This is a genomic window from Campylobacter aviculae (assembly GCF_005406215.1).
In the GTDB taxonomy this organism is placed as follows: Bacteria; Campylobacterota; Campylobacteria; order Campylobacterales; family Campylobacteraceae; genus Campylobacter_D; species Campylobacter_D aviculae.
Window position 1 is genome coordinate 145,229 of the sequence record NZ_NXMA01000003.1, and the last position, 16,692, is coordinate 161,920.

At 29.0% G+C, this 16,692-nt stretch carries 20 protein-coding genes, 2 tRNA genes and 1 pseudogene; 17 read left to right on the forward strand and 6 right to left on the reverse strand.

Annotated elements, in window-relative coordinates:
- Positions 1–4: 4 nt before the first annotated feature.
- Complete coding sequence (locus CQA76_RS02425; protein WP_137621862.1) at positions 5–448, reverse strand: GatB/YqeY domain-containing protein; 444 nt, start codon at positions 446–448, stop codon at positions 5–7.
- A 13-nt stretch (positions 449–461) separates the two neighbouring features.
- Positions 462–1,481 (reverse strand): bifunctional 3,4-dihydroxy-2-butanone 4-phosphate synthase/GTP cyclohydrolase II, encoded by a 1,020-nt coding sequence (locus tag CQA76_RS02430; RefSeq protein WP_137621863.1) that lies wholly within the window; start codon positions 1,479–1,481, stop codon positions 462–464.
- Between the two features lie 121 nt (positions 1,482–1,602).
- Between CQA76_RS02430 and CQA76_RS02435 the strand changes: the two genes are divergently transcribed.
- The 7 genes from CQA76_RS02435 (at position 1,603) to CQA76_RS02465 (ending at position 5,127) form a co-directional block, all read left to right on the forward strand.
- Positions 1,603–1,677 (forward strand) — tRNA-Gln (locus CQA76_RS02435).
- Between the two features lie 12 nt (positions 1,678–1,689).
- Positions 1,690–1,765 (forward strand) — tRNA-Met (locus CQA76_RS02440).
- A gap of 182 nt (positions 1,766–1,947) precedes the next feature.
- Positions 1,948–3,462 (forward strand): AMP-binding protein, encoded by a 1,515-nt coding sequence (locus tag CQA76_RS02445; RefSeq protein ID WP_137621864.1) that lies wholly within the window; start codon positions 1,948–1,950, stop codon positions 3,460–3,462.
- On the forward strand, positions 3,449–3,778 hold the full coding sequence (locus tag CQA76_RS02450; RefSeq protein WP_137621865.1) for a hypothetical protein: 330 nt from the start codon (positions 3,449–3,451) through the stop codon (positions 3,776–3,778). The genes CQA76_RS02445 and CQA76_RS02450 overlap by 14 nt, the downstream gene beginning before the upstream one ends.
- On the forward strand, positions 3,775–4,185 hold the full coding sequence (locus tag CQA76_RS02455) for a GNAT family N-acetyltransferase (protein WP_137621866.1): 411 nt from the start codon (positions 3,775–3,777) through the stop codon (positions 4,183–4,185). The genes CQA76_RS02450 and CQA76_RS02455 overlap by 4 nt, the downstream gene beginning before the upstream one ends.
- Positions 4,185–4,913, forward strand: coding sequence for a formyltransferase family protein (locus CQA76_RS02460; protein ID WP_137621867.1), 729 nt, complete (start codon positions 4,185–4,187; stop codon positions 4,911–4,913). The genes CQA76_RS02455 and CQA76_RS02460 overlap by 1 nt, the downstream gene beginning before the upstream one ends.
- Positions 4,900–5,127, forward strand: coding sequence for an acyl carrier protein (locus CQA76_RS02465; RefSeq protein ID WP_137621868.1), 228 nt, complete (start codon positions 4,900–4,902; stop codon positions 5,125–5,127). The genes CQA76_RS02460 and CQA76_RS02465 overlap by 14 nt, the downstream gene beginning before the upstream one ends.
- Before the next feature lie 19 nt (positions 5,128–5,146).
- On the opposite strand, the pseudogene CQA76_RS02470 reads toward CQA76_RS02465, so the two are convergent.
- Positions 5,147–6,189 (reverse strand): annotated as a pseudogene (locus tag CQA76_RS02470) (acyl carrier protein).
- Positions 6,190–6,342: 153 nt separating this feature from the next.
- Between CQA76_RS02470 and CQA76_RS02475 the strand changes: the two are divergent.
- The 7 genes from CQA76_RS02475 (at position 6,343) to pseH (ending at position 11,681) form a co-directional block, all read left to right on the forward strand.
- Positions 6,343–7,203 (forward strand): 3-oxoacyl-ACP synthase, encoded by an 861-nt coding sequence (locus CQA76_RS02475; RefSeq protein ID WP_137621869.1) that lies wholly within the window; start codon positions 6,343–6,345, stop codon positions 7,201–7,203.
- A 455-nt stretch (positions 7,204–7,658) separates the two neighbouring features.
- Positions 7,659–8,363 (forward strand): pseudaminic acid cytidylyltransferase, encoded by a 705-nt coding sequence (gene pseF, locus CQA76_RS02480; RefSeq protein ID WP_137621870.1) that lies wholly within the window; start codon positions 7,659–7,661, stop codon positions 8,361–8,363.
- Positions 8,354–9,034, forward strand: a complete 681-nt coding sequence (locus CQA76_RS02485) for a methyltransferase domain-containing protein (protein ID WP_232364882.1) — start codon at positions 8,354–8,356, stop codon at positions 9,032–9,034. The genes pseF and CQA76_RS02485 overlap by 10 nt, the downstream gene beginning before the upstream one ends.
- Positions 9,035–9,042: 8 nt before the next feature.
- A complete protein-coding gene (locus tag CQA76_RS02490; protein WP_137621871.1) occupies positions 9,043–9,714 on the forward strand; it encodes a methyltransferase domain-containing protein in 672 nt (223 codons plus the stop codon).
- Positions 9,711–10,418 carry a WbqC family protein gene (locus tag CQA76_RS02495; RefSeq protein ID WP_170999701.1) on the forward strand — a complete coding sequence of 236 codons (708 nt, stop codon included), beginning with the start codon at positions 9,711–9,713 and terminating at the stop codon, positions 10,416–10,418. Before CQA76_RS02490 ends, CQA76_RS02495 begins: the two co-directional genes overlap by 4 nt.
- Positions 10,402–11,226 carry a UDP-2,4-diacetamido-2,4,6-trideoxy-beta-L-altropyranose hydrolase gene (pseG, locus tag CQA76_RS02500; RefSeq protein WP_137621872.1) on the forward strand — a complete coding sequence of 275 codons (825 nt, stop codon included), beginning with the start codon at positions 10,402–10,404 and terminating at the stop codon, positions 11,224–11,226. Before CQA76_RS02495 ends, pseG begins: the two co-directional genes overlap by 17 nt.
- Entirely contained in the window at positions 11,223–11,681 is a 459-nt protein-coding gene (pseH, locus tag CQA76_RS02505) for a UDP-4-amino-4,6-dideoxy-N-acetyl-beta-L-altrosamine N-acetyltransferase (RefSeq protein WP_137621873.1), read from the forward strand. Before pseG ends, pseH begins: the two co-directional genes overlap by 4 nt.
- Positions 11,682–11,736: 55 nt before the next feature.
- Here the strand turns inward: pseH and CQA76_RS02510 are convergent, their stop codons facing one another.
- The 3 genes from CQA76_RS02510 to pseA are packed head-to-tail and all read right to left on the reverse strand — an operon-like array spanning position 11,737 to position 14,220.
- Positions 11,737–12,483, reverse strand: coding sequence for a HisA/HisF-related TIM barrel protein (locus CQA76_RS02510; protein ID WP_137621874.1), 747 nt, complete (start codon positions 12,481–12,483; stop codon positions 11,737–11,739).
- Position 12,484: 1 nt separating this feature from the next.
- Positions 12,485–13,087, reverse strand: a complete 603-nt coding sequence (gene hisH, locus CQA76_RS02515) for an imidazole glycerol phosphate synthase subunit HisH (protein WP_137621875.1) — start codon at positions 13,085–13,087, stop codon at positions 12,485–12,487.
- On the reverse strand, positions 13,084–14,220 hold the full coding sequence (gene pseA, locus CQA76_RS02520) for a pseudaminic acid biosynthesis protein PseA (protein WP_137621876.1): 1,137 nt from the start codon (positions 14,218–14,220) through the stop codon (positions 13,084–13,086). The genes hisH and pseA overlap by 4 nt, the downstream gene beginning before the upstream one ends.
- Positions 14,221–14,314: 94 nt before the next feature.
- Between pseA and CQA76_RS02525 the strand changes: the two genes are divergently transcribed.
- The 3 genes from CQA76_RS02525 to CQA76_RS02535 form a co-directional block, all read left to right on the forward strand.
- Positions 14,315–15,496, forward strand: coding sequence for an ATP-grasp domain-containing protein (locus tag CQA76_RS02525; protein ID WP_137621877.1), 1,182 nt, complete (start codon positions 14,315–14,317; stop codon positions 15,494–15,496).
- Positions 15,497–15,539: 43 nt separating this feature from the next.
- Entirely contained in the window at positions 15,540–16,031 is a 492-nt protein-coding gene (locus tag CQA76_RS02530) for a hypothetical protein (RefSeq protein WP_137621878.1), read from the forward strand.
- 36 nt (positions 16,032–16,067) lie between these two features.
- Positions 16,068–16,692: ATP-grasp domain-containing protein (locus tag CQA76_RS02535; protein WP_137621879.1), on the forward strand; the 625-nt coding region annotated here is incomplete at its 3' end.

Genomic DNA, 16,692 nt, shown 5'->3' on the forward strand with positions numbered 1-16,692 from the left:
AAAATCAATGCAAGATTTCCCTTAAAATTGTATTCAATCTTTTCCCATCAACCCTTGCTCCAAATTGCTCTTTTGCTTCTTTCATAACAAGTCCCTGATCTTTTAAAGAGCTTACCCCTAGTTTCTCAATCAAGTTTTTTAATGCTGATTTTAATTCTTCATCACTTAATTGTTTTGGTAAATAAACTTCAAGAATAGCAATTTCATCATTTTCTTTTTGAGCCAAATCTTCTCTTCCGCCCTTAATATAAAGTTCTGCCGCATCCTTTCTCTTTTTTATTTCGCTTAATATAATCTTATAAATTCTTTCATTATCAAGAATGATTCTTTCATCCACTTCAACTTGTTTCAATGCAGCATTTAAAGTCCTTAAAACATCTCGTTTGAAATCGTCTTTTTGTTTCATCGATTCTTTAATATCATTTAAAATTTGTTCTTTAAGTGTCATTTTCTATCCTTAATTAATTGAAATTACAAGCTTTAAGATTTAAACCAAAACCTTCTAAACCTATATAATCTTTATCGCAACTTTGAGATAAAAGCTTAATCTCTTCTATTTTAAAATACCTTAAAATTTGTGCCCCTATGCCATAATTTTTAAATTGAGTCACGCTCGTTTTCTCGCCTTGCATAAAAATTATAACTCCACCATTTTTATATAAAAATTCAATTTGTTCTAAAAGTTTTGAAAATTTATCTGAAGTTAAAAGCTCAAAATCATTTCCACCAATGTAAAATTTTACATTGGTGCATTTTTGAATTTCTCCAAAAGAAAAAACAACATGCTGTGTATTATTATGATCAAGAAAAATAAATTTTTGAGCCTTAAAACCTGCCAAAAAACTATCACTTTTATCCTGTAGCTTAATAAGACTTTCATGCTTTAATCTATATTCTATAATATCAGAAACCGCTATCATATTTAAATCGTGTTTTTGACAAAATTCTTCCAAATCATTTCTTCTAGCCATATCTCCATCATCTTTAACGATTTCACAAATCACACAAGCTTCTTTAAGGCCTGCCAAACGACAAAGATCCACCGTTCCTTCTGTATGACCCGTTCTTTCTAATACCCCTCCGCTCTTAGCAATCAAAGGATTAATATGTCCTGGACGAACAAAATCACTTGCCTTTGCATTCTCATCAGCAAAAATTTTTATAGTCATATCACGTTCATAAGCACTCACTCCAGTTGTAGCATTTTTTGCATCAACGGTTATTGTAAAAGCTGTTTCGTGATTGGAAGTATTTTTTGGCACCATCAAAGGGAGTTCAAATTTTTTTGCAAGTTCTTCTCCAAGTGCTACACAAACAACACCTCTTGCCTCTTTAATCATAAAATTAACTTTTTCTTTTGTGCTAAATTGGGCAGGAAAAATTAAATCTCCTTCATTTTCCCTATCCTCTGCATCCACCATTACAAGCATTTTGCCTTGTTTTAAGTCCTCAATAGCTTGCTCGATGTCTATAAATTTCATATTTTCTCCATACAATATTAAAATTACGAAAATTATAACTTTATTTGCTTGACAAATAAATTAAATTTTAATATAATCTCTTTCTTAAAAATCTTTATAAAAATACACATTCAAAGCACACTGGGGTATCGCCAAGCGGTAAGGCAACAGGTTTTGGTCCTGTCATTCAGGGGTTCGAATCCCTTTACCCCATCCATAATTTACTTATCGCGAAGTAGAGCAGTGGTTAGCTCGTCGGGCTCATAACCCGAAGGTCGGAAGTTCAAATCTTCCCTTCGCAACCATTAAAAAACTCTTTTTATACATTATACCAAATCATATCTTCTATATTGTAAATCTAACTAATTAAACTTAATTTAAATTATCAATATTAATTATACTTAGTGAATCTAAATTATTGTTTTTTAAGCCTACATTAACTGGGGGGGGGTATAATCATTTTTTGATTTCACCATAAAGGATTTTTTTGCTCACCCACATCTATGACTTCTTAGAAAAAAGTGTTGAAAACTTTAGTGAAAAAATAGCCTTTGTTGAACCCTTTGCTAAAGAGGGAAGAAAGGAAATTACTTATAAAGAATTTGATCTTTATTCTAAAAAAGTTGCTAGTGAAATTTTAAGAACTTTAAATAATGATACCCTACCTTTACAAAAAGCCATTCTTATTATATTACCTAAAGGCATTGATTGTTTGATTTCTTTTTTTGGTGTAGCCTTAAGTGGAAACTTTTATACGCTCTTAGATGAAAAAAGTCCTAAAGAAAGAATAGAAAAAGTTATAGAAGTTTTAAAACCAAAACTTCTAATCACTTCTAAAGAATTAAAATTAGACTTAAATTTACCCACTCTTCATACACAAGATTTTCAAAATTTTAATATCGATGAAAATCTAATCACTAAAGCTAAAGAAAACCATATCGATACCAATTTACTTTATGTACTTTTTACCAGTGGGAGCACTGGAATTCCTAAAGGAGTAAGTATAGCTCATAAGAGTGTGGTGGATTATACCTTTTGGGTATGCAAAACCTTTCATTTTGATGAGAATGAAATTCTAGCCAATCAAGCTCCATTTTATTTTGACAATAGTATCTTAGATATTTTTTCAAGTATAAAAGTAGGCGCAAGCTTACACATCATCCCCAATCATCTTTTTGCTTTTCCTGCTAAAGTATTACAATACTTAGAACAAGAAAAAGTAAGCACGATCTTTTGGGTGCCTTCAGTGTTGATTTATTTTGCAAACACTCAAGCTTTGGATGATTTTTCTTTGAAAAAGCTCAAAAAAATACTCTTTTGTGGTGAAATCATGCCCAATAAACAATTAAACCTTTGGAGAAAGCATTTACCTCAAAGTTTATTTGCCAATCTTTATGGCCCTACTGAAATCACAGATGTTTGCACCTACTACATCATCAACCGCCCTTTCAAAGATGATGAACTCTTACCTATAGGTAAAGCTTGTAAAAATACAGAACTTTTAGTCTTTGATGAAGATATGAATTTTATAAGTCCTAAAGAAATAGGCAAAAAAGGAGAATTATATATAAGAGGAACTTCTTTATCTTTAGGATATTACAATGATAAAGAAAAAACTAAAAAAGCTTTTCTACAAAATCCTTTACATGATAATTATTTAGACTTAGTCTATAAAACAGGAGACATCGTTGCTTATAATAAATTTGAAGAATTATTGTGTTATGGAAGAGCAGATAATCAGATCAAATACATGGGTCATAGAATAGAACTAGGAGAAATAGAAAGTATTATTAATTCTCATGATAAAGTAAGAAACTCTGCTTGTATTTTTAAAGAAGAGATCATTTGTTTTTATGAGAGTAAAGAAGAAATTGATTTTAGAATGTTTTTAAAAGATAAATTACCTCTTTATATGATACCTAAACATTTTAAAAGAATAGATAGTTTTAAACTCAATCAAAATGGTAAGATTGATAGGGGTTATTTAAATGAACTGGTTTGAAAATTTTCAACAAGAATACCAAAAAGGCTTTTGGCTTCATAATTATTATGATGATATTTTCTCTTTAGAAAAAAAATTAAACCATGGCAAAATGCTTCTTCAAAAAGATGAAAATAATTTTTTCTTTTATGAAAATCAAAAGCTTTATTTTTTCATCCAAAACAATAAAAAATTCAATCTAAAGCCAAGCTATACAGGGATAATCATCAAAAACGATCGAACCCTTATAAAATATCAAGAATTTTTAGAAAAAAATAATTTTAAAATTCACCAAAATTTTTTGCAAATGTCTAGGGGGGGGGGATTGGAACTTTGAAAAAAATAAATTGTGATTTTATTTCACAAGCTAAGTTACAAGATATGGATGAAATCATAGCTTTTTTTAAGCATTTTTTTGATCCAAATTATTTATTTTTATTTGATGCTAAAGAATTAGAAAATTTAAAACAAAATATATTCATCTACAAAGAACAGAACAAAATTTGTGGTGCCTTGATTTACCGTGATTCTTTTAGTGTAAATTTTTTAGAATTTTTAGCCATAAAGTCTGATTTAAAATATAAAAATATAGCCTTTGCTCTACTTTTAAATTACATAACAAATTCAAAACATCCCTTATTGAAACTTTTCGTAGATGAAAAAAATGAAAAAGCCATCAAATTTTATAAAAGATCTGGGTTTAGTTTCAATGATACAATTTTAAAATTTTACAGGAATTTTTAATGCAGTATGCAAACATTTACATTTTAGGCACAGGCAGGGTTGCTAAAATGTGCCAAAAAATCGCTTGGGATTTTTTTGATCAAGAGATCATTTTGATACCCTATAATCAGAATTTAGATGATTTTTTCAAGCATTTAAAAGATTGTCTTATAATAAGTGCTAATAATTTTTACATTTTTAAAAAAGAATGCGTATTAAACAATACCATCATTAACTATCACAACGCCTTATTGCCAAAACACAAAGGATGCAATGCACACCTTTGGAGTATTTGGGAAAATGATGATGAGAGTGGAATTTCTTGGCATTTAGTGGATGAAAATATAGACACAGGTGCCATTTTAATCCAAAAGAAATTAAAAATAGAGCGTCATTTTACAGCTCTTAAACTTTTACAAAAGCAACACGAACTCGCCATTGATTCTTTTAAGAAAGCTTTGCAAAATTTAAAAAATAAACGATTTAAAATTCAAACTAGCTATGGGGGGGGGTATCACAAAAAATCGGAATTTCCCAACGAGTGCTTTTTGGAACTCTCTTGGGATATAGAAAAAATTGATCGCTTTTTAAGAGCTTTAGATTGTGGCGGATTGACAAAGGCTAAAATCAAAATTCTTGGCACAGAAAAAGAAATTTTACTTTATCAAATCAATGAATTTGACTTAATTTTAAATTTAAGTGATAATACGATTTTGAAAATTACAAAGGAAAATAATGCAAATTGTTAAACAATTTTTTATAAACATAGAAAGAACTGATATAGATGAAAAGATGACAAATTTAGTCAGTGGAGATCTTATTGATAGTATAGACATCATAGCCTTAGTTGCCGAAATAGAAAAATATTATAAAAAACCTTTGAAGGCTGAATTTATAACTCCTGAAAACTTTGAAAGTTTTGAAAGCATCAAAAAAATGCTAGAACTTGCTATGAAGGATTAAGAGAAGTTAAAAACTTGTCTTAATTCTCTTTCAAAGATTGAATGATTTTATTTTTAGAAACGATGATTTGAGCTATAAAATCGACTATATTATCCCAATCTTCTTTTTTAATATCCCTTAAGGTATAATTTTCTTGATATTCGTCCCAATTTATAGGAGCAAAAAGAGTGCTTTTGTGTGGAAAATATTTTTGCTTTACCCACTCTAAAGAGGGTGAAAAATAATCCACATAAGCCTTAGCTATATCTTTTTGAACCGCAAATTTTAATCTTTTTTCTTGAGCACCTTCAAATTTCCTTCTTGCCATAAAAAGCAAAGAATTTAAATTATCTTGCTGTAAATCTTTTTGATTAAGCCTTGACATAAGCTCCATTCCCAAAAGATTAAAACTTTCATTCTTGGTTTGTTTTAAAATAAAATCCTCATCCCACTCAAGCCCTAAGTGATACGCAAAATCCTTCAGTAAAGTTCCACCAACATAATCTTCATTTAAAAGCCTCACGATCAAATTTTCCTCTCCAAAAACCTCTGCGTAAGTTTGACAAATCCATTTATAATCAAAAATATACTTTCTAGGATGATTAAAAGGCGTAAAATCAGCGGAATAATAACCTATATTGTTTTATGATCTTGAGAACAATGCGAATTCAAATACCCCAAAGTATCTCTTAAATATACGATAATATAAATTTGAGTAAAGCCCAATTCTCTCATAATTTTTTCTAAAATTTCAACATGTTTTTTAGTAGAAAAATCCCAAACTATACCTTCAGCTGAAAAAATGAATTTTTTATCTTTATGCAAAGCACTTTCAGCTTTAAAAATTTCTATAGCACCTAATAATTTTTCATCACTTAAATCCTTTAGAATATCTTGGTCTAACTTTTCTTTATTGATCAATTCTAAAACTATATCCACTAAAATCTAGTGTCTATTTGCTACTCTAAGGCTTTTTGGATAAATATAACCTTTTTCTAAGAGTTTTTTTTCATTTTGAGCAAAAAAACTTTGTATCGCAGTACTACCTGTTTTGGGATTGCCAATATGTAAATACGCTATCATTTTCTACCTTAAAAAATAAAAATCTATGCTATTATAATATAAAATTATTTAAGGATTTTATAAATATGAAACTAGTGTTAAATTCTCATACTATCAAAGCTATCAGCGTCATTTTTCCAAAGAATAACCGATCTAATAGATGAAGAATTACAATTGTGTGGATTAACTCAAACTAAATTTAATCTTTTTCAAAAAACTTGTAATTTTTCATCACACTATATAGCCAATGAAAATACGTTTGCTAGCGATTTAGCTATTGAAGCTTTAGACACATTGCTAAAAAATGATGTGTTATCAAAAGAAGAATTAGATGTTATATTTCTTGCTACACACACTCCTGATTTTTTTGCACCTCAAACATCAAGCATTATACATAAAAAATTGAATTTAAATAAAAAAACTATATGTATAGATACAACAGCATTTTGTTCCGGTTTTTTGCAAACACTGATGCAAGCTTTCCTGATGTTAGATAATCCTAATATTCACAAAATAGTCATACTTACAAGTCTTGTAAAAAGTAAAAAAATCGATATAAAAAATGATAAAATATCTTACCTTACACATAGTGATTGTGCGTGTGCAATTTTAATCGAAAAATCTCAAGACACATCACAAAAAACTTTTTTCTCTCAAAATATATATAGCCAATATGCATTAGAAGAAACATTGCCATTAAATGCTTATAATACCAATTTTAATGAATATTTATATATCAACAATGGTTTATTTTTTGATTTTGCATCAAAAAATTATCCTGAATTTTTTGATGATTTTTTTGAATATTTTGACATAGATAAAACACAAATAGCAAACTTCTTTTTTCACACTCCAAATGAATTTTTTCTTCAAAAAATGTTAGAAAACTTATGTTTAAATAATTTTCCATGCTTCCATCAGGTATTTAGAACATATGGGGATTGTAAAATAAGCAATTTGCCTATAGAATTATGTCTTTACAAACAAAACGATAAAATAGGCACAGCTTCACAAAAAAAAGGGGGGGGGGAATAAATATATCCTTTCAAGTTATGGAGCCGGAATTATCTTTAATATAATAGCTTTACATATTGATTTTAAAATGCTACAAACTTTTATAGAAATTAAAGAATTTCCAATATAAATTTATTTACTATCTTTAAATTCAAAAGCTTTGTTTTTGCAAAAATAAGAAATAGATCTTTCTTTGAAATATTAATTTAGCTTCAAATATCAAGAGAAGTTCTTTTTTTAAGTTCCATCTGTTATTTTTAAACCCTATTCTGCATTTTTGATGAATTTACATCTATCTCCTCAAACTCACATTAAAGTTAAGTTGCTTAAAACACCTATGGTATTAAGCTTTACATCATCACAAGAAGGTATTTCATAAGTTTTATCAACGATCATTAATAACCTTTTGGGATTTTTAAAGATGATTATACTTAAAATTTGGTAAAATAAACCCTAAAATCAATTCAAGGCAAAAAATGAAAAATCTTTGCATTATACCTGCGCGCGGAGGGTCAAAAAGAATTCCTAGAAAAAATATCATAGATTTTTTAGGAAAACCTTTAATCTCTTATAGTATAGAAAGTGCTTTAAATTCGCAAATTTTTGATGAAGTTATCGTTTCAAGCGATGATGAAGAAATCATTGAAACAGCTTTAAAATTTGGCGCAAAAACACCTTTTAAAAGATCCGCTCATTTAAGCGATGATTATGCTTCAAGCACTGCTGTGATACAAGATGTGATACAAATTTTGCAAAAACAAGGGCAAAATTATGATCATGTCTGTTGTCTTTATGCTACAGCACCGCTTATCAGCGCTGATATCTTAAAACAAGCCTTTGAAAATTTTATACAAAATAAAAGCCAATTTTTATTTAGCGCTTGTGAATTTTACTATCCTATACAAAGAGCTTTTTATTTGGATGAAAAAAAACAAGTTTATATGTTTGATGAAAAATACTACCAAAGCCGCTCTCAAGATCTTACTAAAGCTTATCATGATGCGGGAGCTTTTTATTTTGGTACTAGCAAAGCTTGGCTTGAAAATGATTTTATGTTTAGACCGCATTCTAGTGTATTTTTACTGCCAAGAAATTTGGTTTGCGATATAGACACACCTCAAGATTTAGAATTTGCAAAGATACTTTATAGGGTAAATTACAAGGAAAAAAAATGTTTATAAAAGAAATAAAAGGGTTTAAATATCCTGATATGGAACTTGTCAGATGGTTTTTTAAAAATAAATTAAATGATTTAAAAGATGGTAAAGTTTTAGAATTTGCTTCACACAATGGTAATAATCTTTCCTTGTTTGCAAACTATGACTATGAATGTATTGGAGTAGAACTTAGTGAGCTTCATTACCAAAATGCACAATATAATTTTAATCATGTTTTAAAATATAAAAAATTTCAATTTTTTAATGATAATATGTTAAATTTTGCCAAAAATTTTAAAGATATTTGTGCTAATGTTTTTTTAATACCTAATGTAATCAATTTTATCACTAGAGAGGAATTTAAAAATTTGCTTAAAAATAGCAGAGATAATCATCTTTATAAGTATGGGGCGGGGTATTTTTCTTTTTTCTTTTTAAGAGCAAGAAGCATTAGAGATCATCGCTATAAATTAGGATATGCTCTAGAAAATGGTAGTTTTATCTTAGATAAAGATGAATTTAGCGGAGAAAAAAATTGTCTTTGTACTTGTTATCAAGAATATGAATTGGTAGAATATTTAAAAAAATATCTAAATTTATATGATTTTGAAGTTATAAGTAGTGAAAATATCAATATGAAAAATCAAGTTTGCATTAAAGATAGTGATATTATAATTTATGGAAAAATTTGCTAGGAGAGTAAATGTATATTAGAGATTTAAAAGGTTTAAAATTTCCAGATTTAGCTATTATTCAATTTTTTTTCAAAAACAATTTACATCAAAATTCACATAAAAAAGTTTTAGAATTCGGCTGCTCAAACGGAAATAATCTTTCCTTGTTTGCAAACTATGACTATGAGTGTATTGGGGTAGATTTTAACCCTGATAATATTAAAAATGCTTATTATAATTTTGAAAATGTTATTCAAGCAAAACAATTTCAATTTTTTGAAGAAAATATTTTGAATTTTTGTCAAAAAAACCCCAATATTCAAGCAGATATTTTTTTAATACCCAATATTGTAAATTATCTAAGAAGGGAGGATTTTTTAAATCTTTTAAAAGATTGTAAAAAATATCAAGCATATAAAGATAATGCTCTATTCTTTTTAAGAACTAGAAGTATTAAAGATTTTAGATACGGCTTTGGAGAAAAAATAGCCCACAATACATTTAAAATTACCGATGATGATACAACTGGGGAATTGGGTTGTATTAATACTCTATATCAAGAATACGAACTGGTGGAATATCTTAAAGAATATTTAAATTTATATGATTTTAAAGTTTTAAATTATGAGGCTAATAATATAATGAAAAATGATATCAATATTCTTGATAGCGATATAGTAATTTATGGAAAAATTAAATGAAAATAGCCATCATGCAACCCACTTTTAATCCATGGCTAGGATATATATATATGATACACAAAGTAGATGCTTTTGTATTTTTAGACAATGTCCAATTTGAAAGAAGATCATGGCAAAATAGAAATAGAATTAAACTCCAAAATCAAATTTTTATGCTGAATTTAATCATAAAAAAAGCATCCCAAAAAACTTCTTTAGCGGATATATTCTTAGAAAATGATCAAAAATGGAAAGAAAAATTTTTAAAAACTTTATATCATGCCTATTCTAAAAGCATAAATTTTAAAAAATACTATCATTTTTTAGAACAAAGTCTTTATCAAGAAAAAAAATTGGTTGATTTTAATATCAATTTAATTTTAAAAATTTGCAAAGATCTAAACATACAAACACCTATTTACAGAGCTTCTTCTATGGATATAACCCTAGAAAAAAAAGAAAAACTACTGCTTAATATTTGCAAAAATTTAAAAGCAAATTACTATTTGTCTCCTGAAGGTTCTAAGAACTACCTTGAAAATGCCAAAAAATTATTTGAAGAGCAAAATATCAATATCGAATATTTTGATTTTGTACATCCTGTTTATTTTCAACAAGGAAATACCTTCATTGCTTATCTAGGTATTTTAGATTTTATGTTTAATGAAAAAAATCCGATATTAAAATTTAAAGAAGTGATTAAAAAAAATGAAAGTCTTATTTAGAAGTGATAGTTCCACTCAAATAGGTTTTGGCCACATAAAACGTGATCTTGTTTTAGCAAAACAATATGATGATGTCAGTTTTGCTTGTTTGCCTTTAGAAGGCTCTTTAATCGATGAAATTCCCTATCCTGTTTTTGAACTACAAAGCGCTAGTATTTATGAGCTTATCTATCTTATCAAAGAGCATAAATTTGACTTACTTGTGATCGATCATTATGATATTACAGCTGATGATGAGAAACTCATCAAACTTGAAACAAAAATTAAAATTTTAAGCTTTGATGATACAGTAAATCCTCACCATTGCGATATCTTACTCAATGTCAATGCTTGTGCAAAGGCAAGTGATTATGAGGGTTTAGTTCCTTTTAAATGCGAGTTAAGATGTGGTTTTTCTTACGCTTTGATTAGGGATGAATTTTATATTGAAGCTAAAGAAAAAAGAGAGAAAATTTGGGATTTTTTCATTTGTTTAGGAGGAACAGATATAAAAAATCTTTCTATGGAGATCGCAAGTGATCTGCCAAAGGATAAAAAAATCGCCATCGCTACAAGTTCGTCCAATAAAAATATCAAAAAACTTCAAAAGCTGATCGAGGAAAACCCCAATATCAAACTTTTTATTGATCATGACAATATAGCTAAACTTATGAACGAAAGTGAAAAACTCATCATCAGTGCAAGTTCTTTGATCAATGAAGCATTGCTTTTAAAAGCTAAATTTAAAGCGATTTGCTACATCGAAAATCAAAGGCCAACCGCTGATTGGCTTGCAAAAAAAGGCTATGAAGTGGAGTATAAATTTTGATTAGATTAAAAAATTTTACTGAACTTAATGATGAAGAAATGATACTGGTTTGGCAATGGAGAAACGATAAAAGAGTCAATCAGTTTATGCATACTAAAAATTTTGATCTTAAGAAGCATAAAAATTTTATTCAAAGTTTAAAGCAAGATAAAACTAAAAAATATTTTTTAGTTTTTAATGATGAAGAAGCTATAGGAGTGATTGATTTTATCCACATCAATCAACAAGATTGTTATTTTGGACTTTATGCAAAACCTGATTTAAAAGGAATGGGTCAAGTTCTAATGGATGAAGTTAAAAAATATGCCTTTGAAATTTTAAAAGTTGAAAAGCTAAAAGCTTGTGTTTTAAAACAAAACAAAAAAGCATTGAAACTTTATTTTAAAAATGATTTTCAAATTGACAAAGAGGATGAAAATTTTTTCTATATAATATTAAGAAATTCTATAAGTTAGCAATTTTTAAAAAACTTTTTAATCCATACGCTTACCAAACTATAGCAACAAATTTCTAATTCATCCTTACAGCAAAACCCTCTTTAGCTAATTCTTCTTTGATATCTTTTGGGGTGTATTGAGAAAAGTGGAAGATATAAGCGCCTGCTAGGGCATCTGCACCCAAATTTAAAGCCTTGCTTGCATCACTTGGTTTTCCTAATCCTCCATTGATGATGAGTGGAATTTGAAGTTTATCTTTAAAAAGATTTAAAAGTTCTAAATCATACCCTTGTGCCTTTCCTTCAAAATCTATTGAAGTGAGTAAAATTTCGCCCGCCCCTTGTTTTTCATACTCTAAAGCAAATTTTAAAGGATCAATGTCTAATAATTCTCCTTTACTATAAACACAAAAGCGATCATCTTTTCTTTTAACATCAATGGAACAAACGATACATTGCGATCCAAAACGATTTGCCGCCTTAACAATAAAACTAGGATCTTCCAAAGCCTTAGAATTGATAGCGATTTTATCCGCTCCAAGATTTAAAATCTTTTGTATATCCTCAATGGTTTTGATCCCACCTCCTATAGTTAAGGGCATAAAACATTCTTTAGCGAGATCTTCTAAGCTTTCAAAATCTATTTCTCCAGTTTTAGAAGCGTCAATGTCTAAGATAATCAACTCATCAACATTACGTGCATTATAAATTCGCATCGTTGAAGTTAGATGGCCAATGGTGCGAAAATCTTTAAATCCTATGCTTTTTACTAGTTGTCCATTTTTTAGTAAAACACAAGGAATGATTCTAGTTTTTAGCATTTTAAAGCCTTGTAAAATTCTCTAAAAGTTTTAAGCCTAAATTCTGACTTTTTTCAGGGTGAAACTGCACACCAAAAACATTGTCCTTTTGGATACTCGCTGTAAATTGATGGCCATATTGTGCTTTTGCGCTGATGAATTTTTCATCGCATTTGACATAAAAAGAATGCACAAAATAAAAATCACTTTGCAAGGGAATATCTTGATACAAAGGCTCTTGCTTTAAAATTTCCAAATCATTCCAACCCATGTGAGGAATTTTTAAATCAGTTTTTTCAAAAGGAACAACCTCGCCTTCTAAAAAACCAAAACCATTGCAAATTCCACCCTCATAACCTTTCTCTAAAAAAAGTTGCATACCAAGACAAATTCCTAAAATAGGCTTTTTTGCTTGTAAAACTTCCTCTTTTAAAAGCTCTATAAATTCCATTTTTTCTAAATGCCTCATCGCCTCTTTAAAAGATCCAACGCCTGGCAAAATAAGTTTTTGTGCTTTAGAAAAATCTTCTTTTTTTTGGATTAAAAAACTTTTAGCTCCTATTTTTTCTAAAGCCTTTAAAACTGAATTTAAATTTCCTGCCTTATAATCAATCACGCCTATCATTTTAAAATATACTCTTCTTTTCTAACCAAAGAACCATCAATATCTCTTAAAAACTCGCCTTTTTCATTACGTTTAAAAATTTTTTTATTGGTAAAAGAATCCACGATTTTTTGAAATTCTTCCTCACTAAAACCGCTAAATTCTAGGTATTTTTTAATGGCTTTTTTAGGTGGCTTTCCATCGTATTTTTGTACAAGTCTCACACCCTCTTCTCTGGTAATATACCCTAAGCGAATATCCAAACACGCATTGTCCGTTGCTCTTCCAAAGCCATATTTGCAGTATTTTAAATAATCATGCACATGATTAGAATAACAATCCAAATTTTCAAAATTTTCATAAGTAGTTTCAACCGGTTTAACACTTGTCTTAAAACCATTTTTTTGAGAAATTACAAGATTGTTTTTATAATCCCATTTAAAATAATATCCTAAAAATAATCCTGTAACACCAACTCTTTTAAGCTCTTCATCGCTTGGATAAGTATAAAGATACAAATCTTTTTCATTGATACCACCCACTCCTAACATATCTGAAGCACGATTGCCCAAAAGTCCACCAAATTCCTCAAGCCACTCTCTTCCTAAAACATTTTTATCCTTACTACTTGCAGGGCCTCCATACTCAATTTGCGGACTTTCACCCCATATAATCAAAGGGATATCAAAATTAACTGCGATTCTTGGTACAGAAGTAAAAATTCCCAAATGGTTTTGCCATTCATTGTCCCCTGTTCTTATAAAAGCCTCTCTTGCAAGCTTTTTATAGACTTTTGGATTTCTTTTGATGTGGATGAGATCAACGCCTAAATTATTAAGATTTTTTAAATTTTTACGTCCTATTTTAGTAGGAATGCTTGGCTCAAAACAAACACACAAAGGATTTAGCCCAAGCTCAAGCATTTTAATCACTTGAAAAGTAGAGTCTTTACCCCCGCTCACTCCTATTACACAATCATAAATAGGATGTTTTTTATATTTTTTAATGAGTTCTAAAAATTCTTTTTCTCTTTCTTGCCAATTGATTTCCCTATTTTTACTTTCTTGAGAACGACAGGCATCGCAAACCCCTTCTTCATCGAAATGTAAATCAGGTTTAGTATCTGGCATTACACACTTTTTGCAAAATTTCATCACTTTCCTTAAAAAAATTATTCTTAAATATCGTCTATATTTTTATTTTATTAATATTTTGCTATAATAAAGCTAAACTAATCTAAGAGAATTCATGAAAAACAAACATTTTTTTATTATCGGTGGTGGTGATTTACAAGCAGACTTAGTTTTGAGTGTAAAAAAAGATTTTATCACCCACGTTTTTGACTATAATGAAAATTGTTTTTGTAAAGACTTAGCAGATTATTTTCACCCTATTTCCATTGCAGATAAAGAAAAAATTCTAGAACTCGCTATAAAATTTAATATCGTAGGCGTTGCTACTGCTGCTACAGAACTTGGAAATTTAACGGTGTGTTATATCGGAGAAAAACTCAATCTTGGAACTAATTCTTACGAATGTGCTAAAAATACTACCGATAAAAGCTTGATGAAAAAAGTGTTTGAAAAACATAATATCAATCATGCCAAATACTTCATACTCAAAGATGAAAAAGATTTAGAGCAAATCACTCAATTTCCTATTATCATAAAACCAAGCGATAGAAGTGCTGGAAGAGGAGTGGTAAAGGTATTTGATAAAGAGAATTTAAAAAAGCGTTATCATGAAGCTAAGGAACTATCTTACAATAAAATCGTTTTGGCTGAAGAGGTTTTAAAAGGCAAACAATTTAGCGTAGAAACGATAAGTTCTCATGGCAAACATCAAATCGTAACCATTACAGAGGAATATTTAAGAGAGGGTGAATTTGCAGATGACTTTTTAGAGACGCAACATTTAGTTCCTGCTAGAGTAACTAATTGTGAAAAGGATTTTATTGAAAATGAGATTATAAAAGTCTTAAATGCCTTTGATATCAACTTTGGAGCCTCCCACATAGAAGTGAAATTTGAAACTGACGGGGGGGGGGATTTCGAAAAATGCAAGCTATCCGTCATAGAGATCGCAACCCGCGTAGGAGGTTGGCGTGATGTATTAGTGTATTACTCTTACAACATTGACTATTTACAACTTTTAATCCAAAGTTCTTTAAAACAAGAATTAAAAAAAGTAAATACAAAAGCTGAAAATTTTTGTCTGGTTAAAATGATTTTTACCAAAGAAGATTATGAGTTTTATAAGAAATTAAAAGCTTTAAAACCTCAAATGATAGTTAAAGAAAGAATTTATGTTAAAAATGATGAAGAATTTTCTTATTCTTCATCACTAATGGATTCTAAGGGTTATTATTATTTGAAAATTTCAAAGGATGAGGATCCTGAAAACTATATAAAAGGAGATCTTCGCTTCTAAACTCCTAGTAAAAATCTTTTAACGGATTTTTTTAGGAGAATTCATGAAAAACAAACATTTTTTTATTATCGGTGGTGGTGATTTACAAGCAGACTTAGTTTTGAGTGTAAAAAAAGATTTTATCACCCACGTTTTTGACTATAATGAAAATTGTTTTTGTAAAGACTTAGCAGATTATTTTCACCCTATTTCCATTGCAGATAAAGAAAAAATTCTAGAACTCGCTATAAAATTTAATATCGTAGGCGTTGCTACTGCTGCTACAGAACTTGGAAATTTAACGGTGTGTTATATCGGAGAAAAACTCAATCTTGGAACTAATTCTTACGAATGTGCTAAAAATACTACCGATAAAAGCTTGATGAAAAAAGTGTTTGAAAAACATAATATCAATCATGCCAAATACTTCATACTCAAAGATGAAAAAGATTTAGAGCAAATCACTCAATTTCCTATTATCATAAAACCAAGCGATAGAAGTGCTGGAAGAGGAGTGGTAAAGGTATTTGATAAAGAGAATTTAAAAAAGCGTTAAGATGAAGCTAAGGAACTATCTTACAATAAAATCGTTTTGGCTGAAGAGGTTTTAAAAGGCAAACAATTTAGCGTAGAAACGATAAGTTCTCATGGCAAACATCAAATCGTAACCATTACAGAGGAATATTTAAGAGAGGGTGAATTTGCAGATGACTTTTTAGAGACGCAACATTTAGTTCCTGCTAGAGTAACTAATTGTGAAAAGGATTTTATTGAAAATGAGATTATAAAAGTCTTAAATGCCTTTGATATCAACTTTGGAGCCTCCCACATAGAAGTGAAATTTGAAACTGACGGGGGGGGGGATTTCGAAAAATGCAAGCTATCCGTCATAGAGATCGCAACCCGCGTAGGAGGTTGGCGTGATGTATTAGTGTATTACTCTTACAACATTGACTATTTACAACTTTTAATCCAAAGTTCTTTAAAACAAGAATTAAAAAAAGTAAATACAAAAGCTGAAAATTTTTGTCTGGTTAAAATGATTTTTACCAAAGAAGATTATGAGTTTTATAAGAAATTAAAAGCTTTAAAACCTCAAATGATAGTTAAAGAAAGAATTTATGTTAAAAATGATGAAGAATTTTCTTATTCTTCATCACTAATGGATTCTAAGGGTTATTATTATTTGAAAATTTCAAAGGATGAGGATCCTGAAA

Coding starts and splice junctions, on each gene's coding strand:
- CQA76_RS02425 (WP_137621862.1), bottom strand. CDS start 448: ATGACACTTAAAGAACAAATTTTAAATGATATTAAAGAATCGATGAAA.
- CQA76_RS02430 (WP_137621863.1), bottom strand. CDS start 1,481: ATGAAATTTATAGACATCGAGCAAGCTATTGAGGACTTAAAACAAGGC.
- CQA76_RS02450 (WP_137621865.1), top strand. CDS start 3,449: ATGAACTGGTTTGAAAATTTTCAACAAGAATACCAAAAAGGCTTTTGG.
- CQA76_RS02460 (WP_137621867.1), top strand. CDS start 4,185: ATGCAGTATGCAAACATTTACATTTTAGGCACAGGCAGGGTTGCTAAA.
- CQA76_RS02465 (WP_137621868.1), top strand. CDS start 4,900: ATGCAAATTGTTAAACAATTTTTTATAAACATAGAAAGAACTGATATA.
- pseF (WP_137621870.1), top strand. CDS start 7,659: ATGAAAAATCTTTGCATTATACCTGCGCGCGGAGGGTCAAAAAGAATT.
- CQA76_RS02485 (WP_232364882.1), top strand. CDS start 8,354: ATGTTTATAAAAGAAATAAAAGGGTTTAAATATCCTGATATGGAACTT.
- CQA76_RS02490 (WP_137621871.1), top strand. CDS start 9,043: ATGTATATTAGAGATTTAAAAGGTTTAAAATTTCCAGATTTAGCTATT.
- CQA76_RS02495 (WP_170999701.1), top strand. CDS start 9,711: ATGAAAATAGCCATCATGCAACCCACTTTTAATCCATGGCTAGGATAT.
- pseG (WP_137621872.1), top strand. CDS start 10,402: ATGAAAGTCTTATTTAGAAGTGATAGTTCCACTCAAATAGGTTTTGGC.
- CQA76_RS02510 (WP_137621874.1), bottom strand. CDS start 12,483: ATGCTAAAAACTAGAATCATTCCTTGTGTTTTACTAAAAAATGGACAA.
- hisH (WP_137621875.1), bottom strand. CDS start 13,087: ATGATAGGCGTGATTGATTATAAGGCAGGAAATTTAAATTCAGTTTTA.
- pseA (WP_137621876.1), bottom strand. CDS start 14,220: ATGAAATTTTGCAAAAAGTGTGTAATGCCAGATACTAAACCTGATTTA.
- CQA76_RS02525 (WP_137621877.1), top strand. CDS start 14,315: ATGAAAAACAAACATTTTTTTATTATCGGTGGTGGTGATTTACAAGCA.
- CQA76_RS02530 (WP_137621878.1), top strand. CDS start 15,540: ATGAAAAACAAACATTTTTTTATTATCGGTGGTGGTGATTTACAAGCA.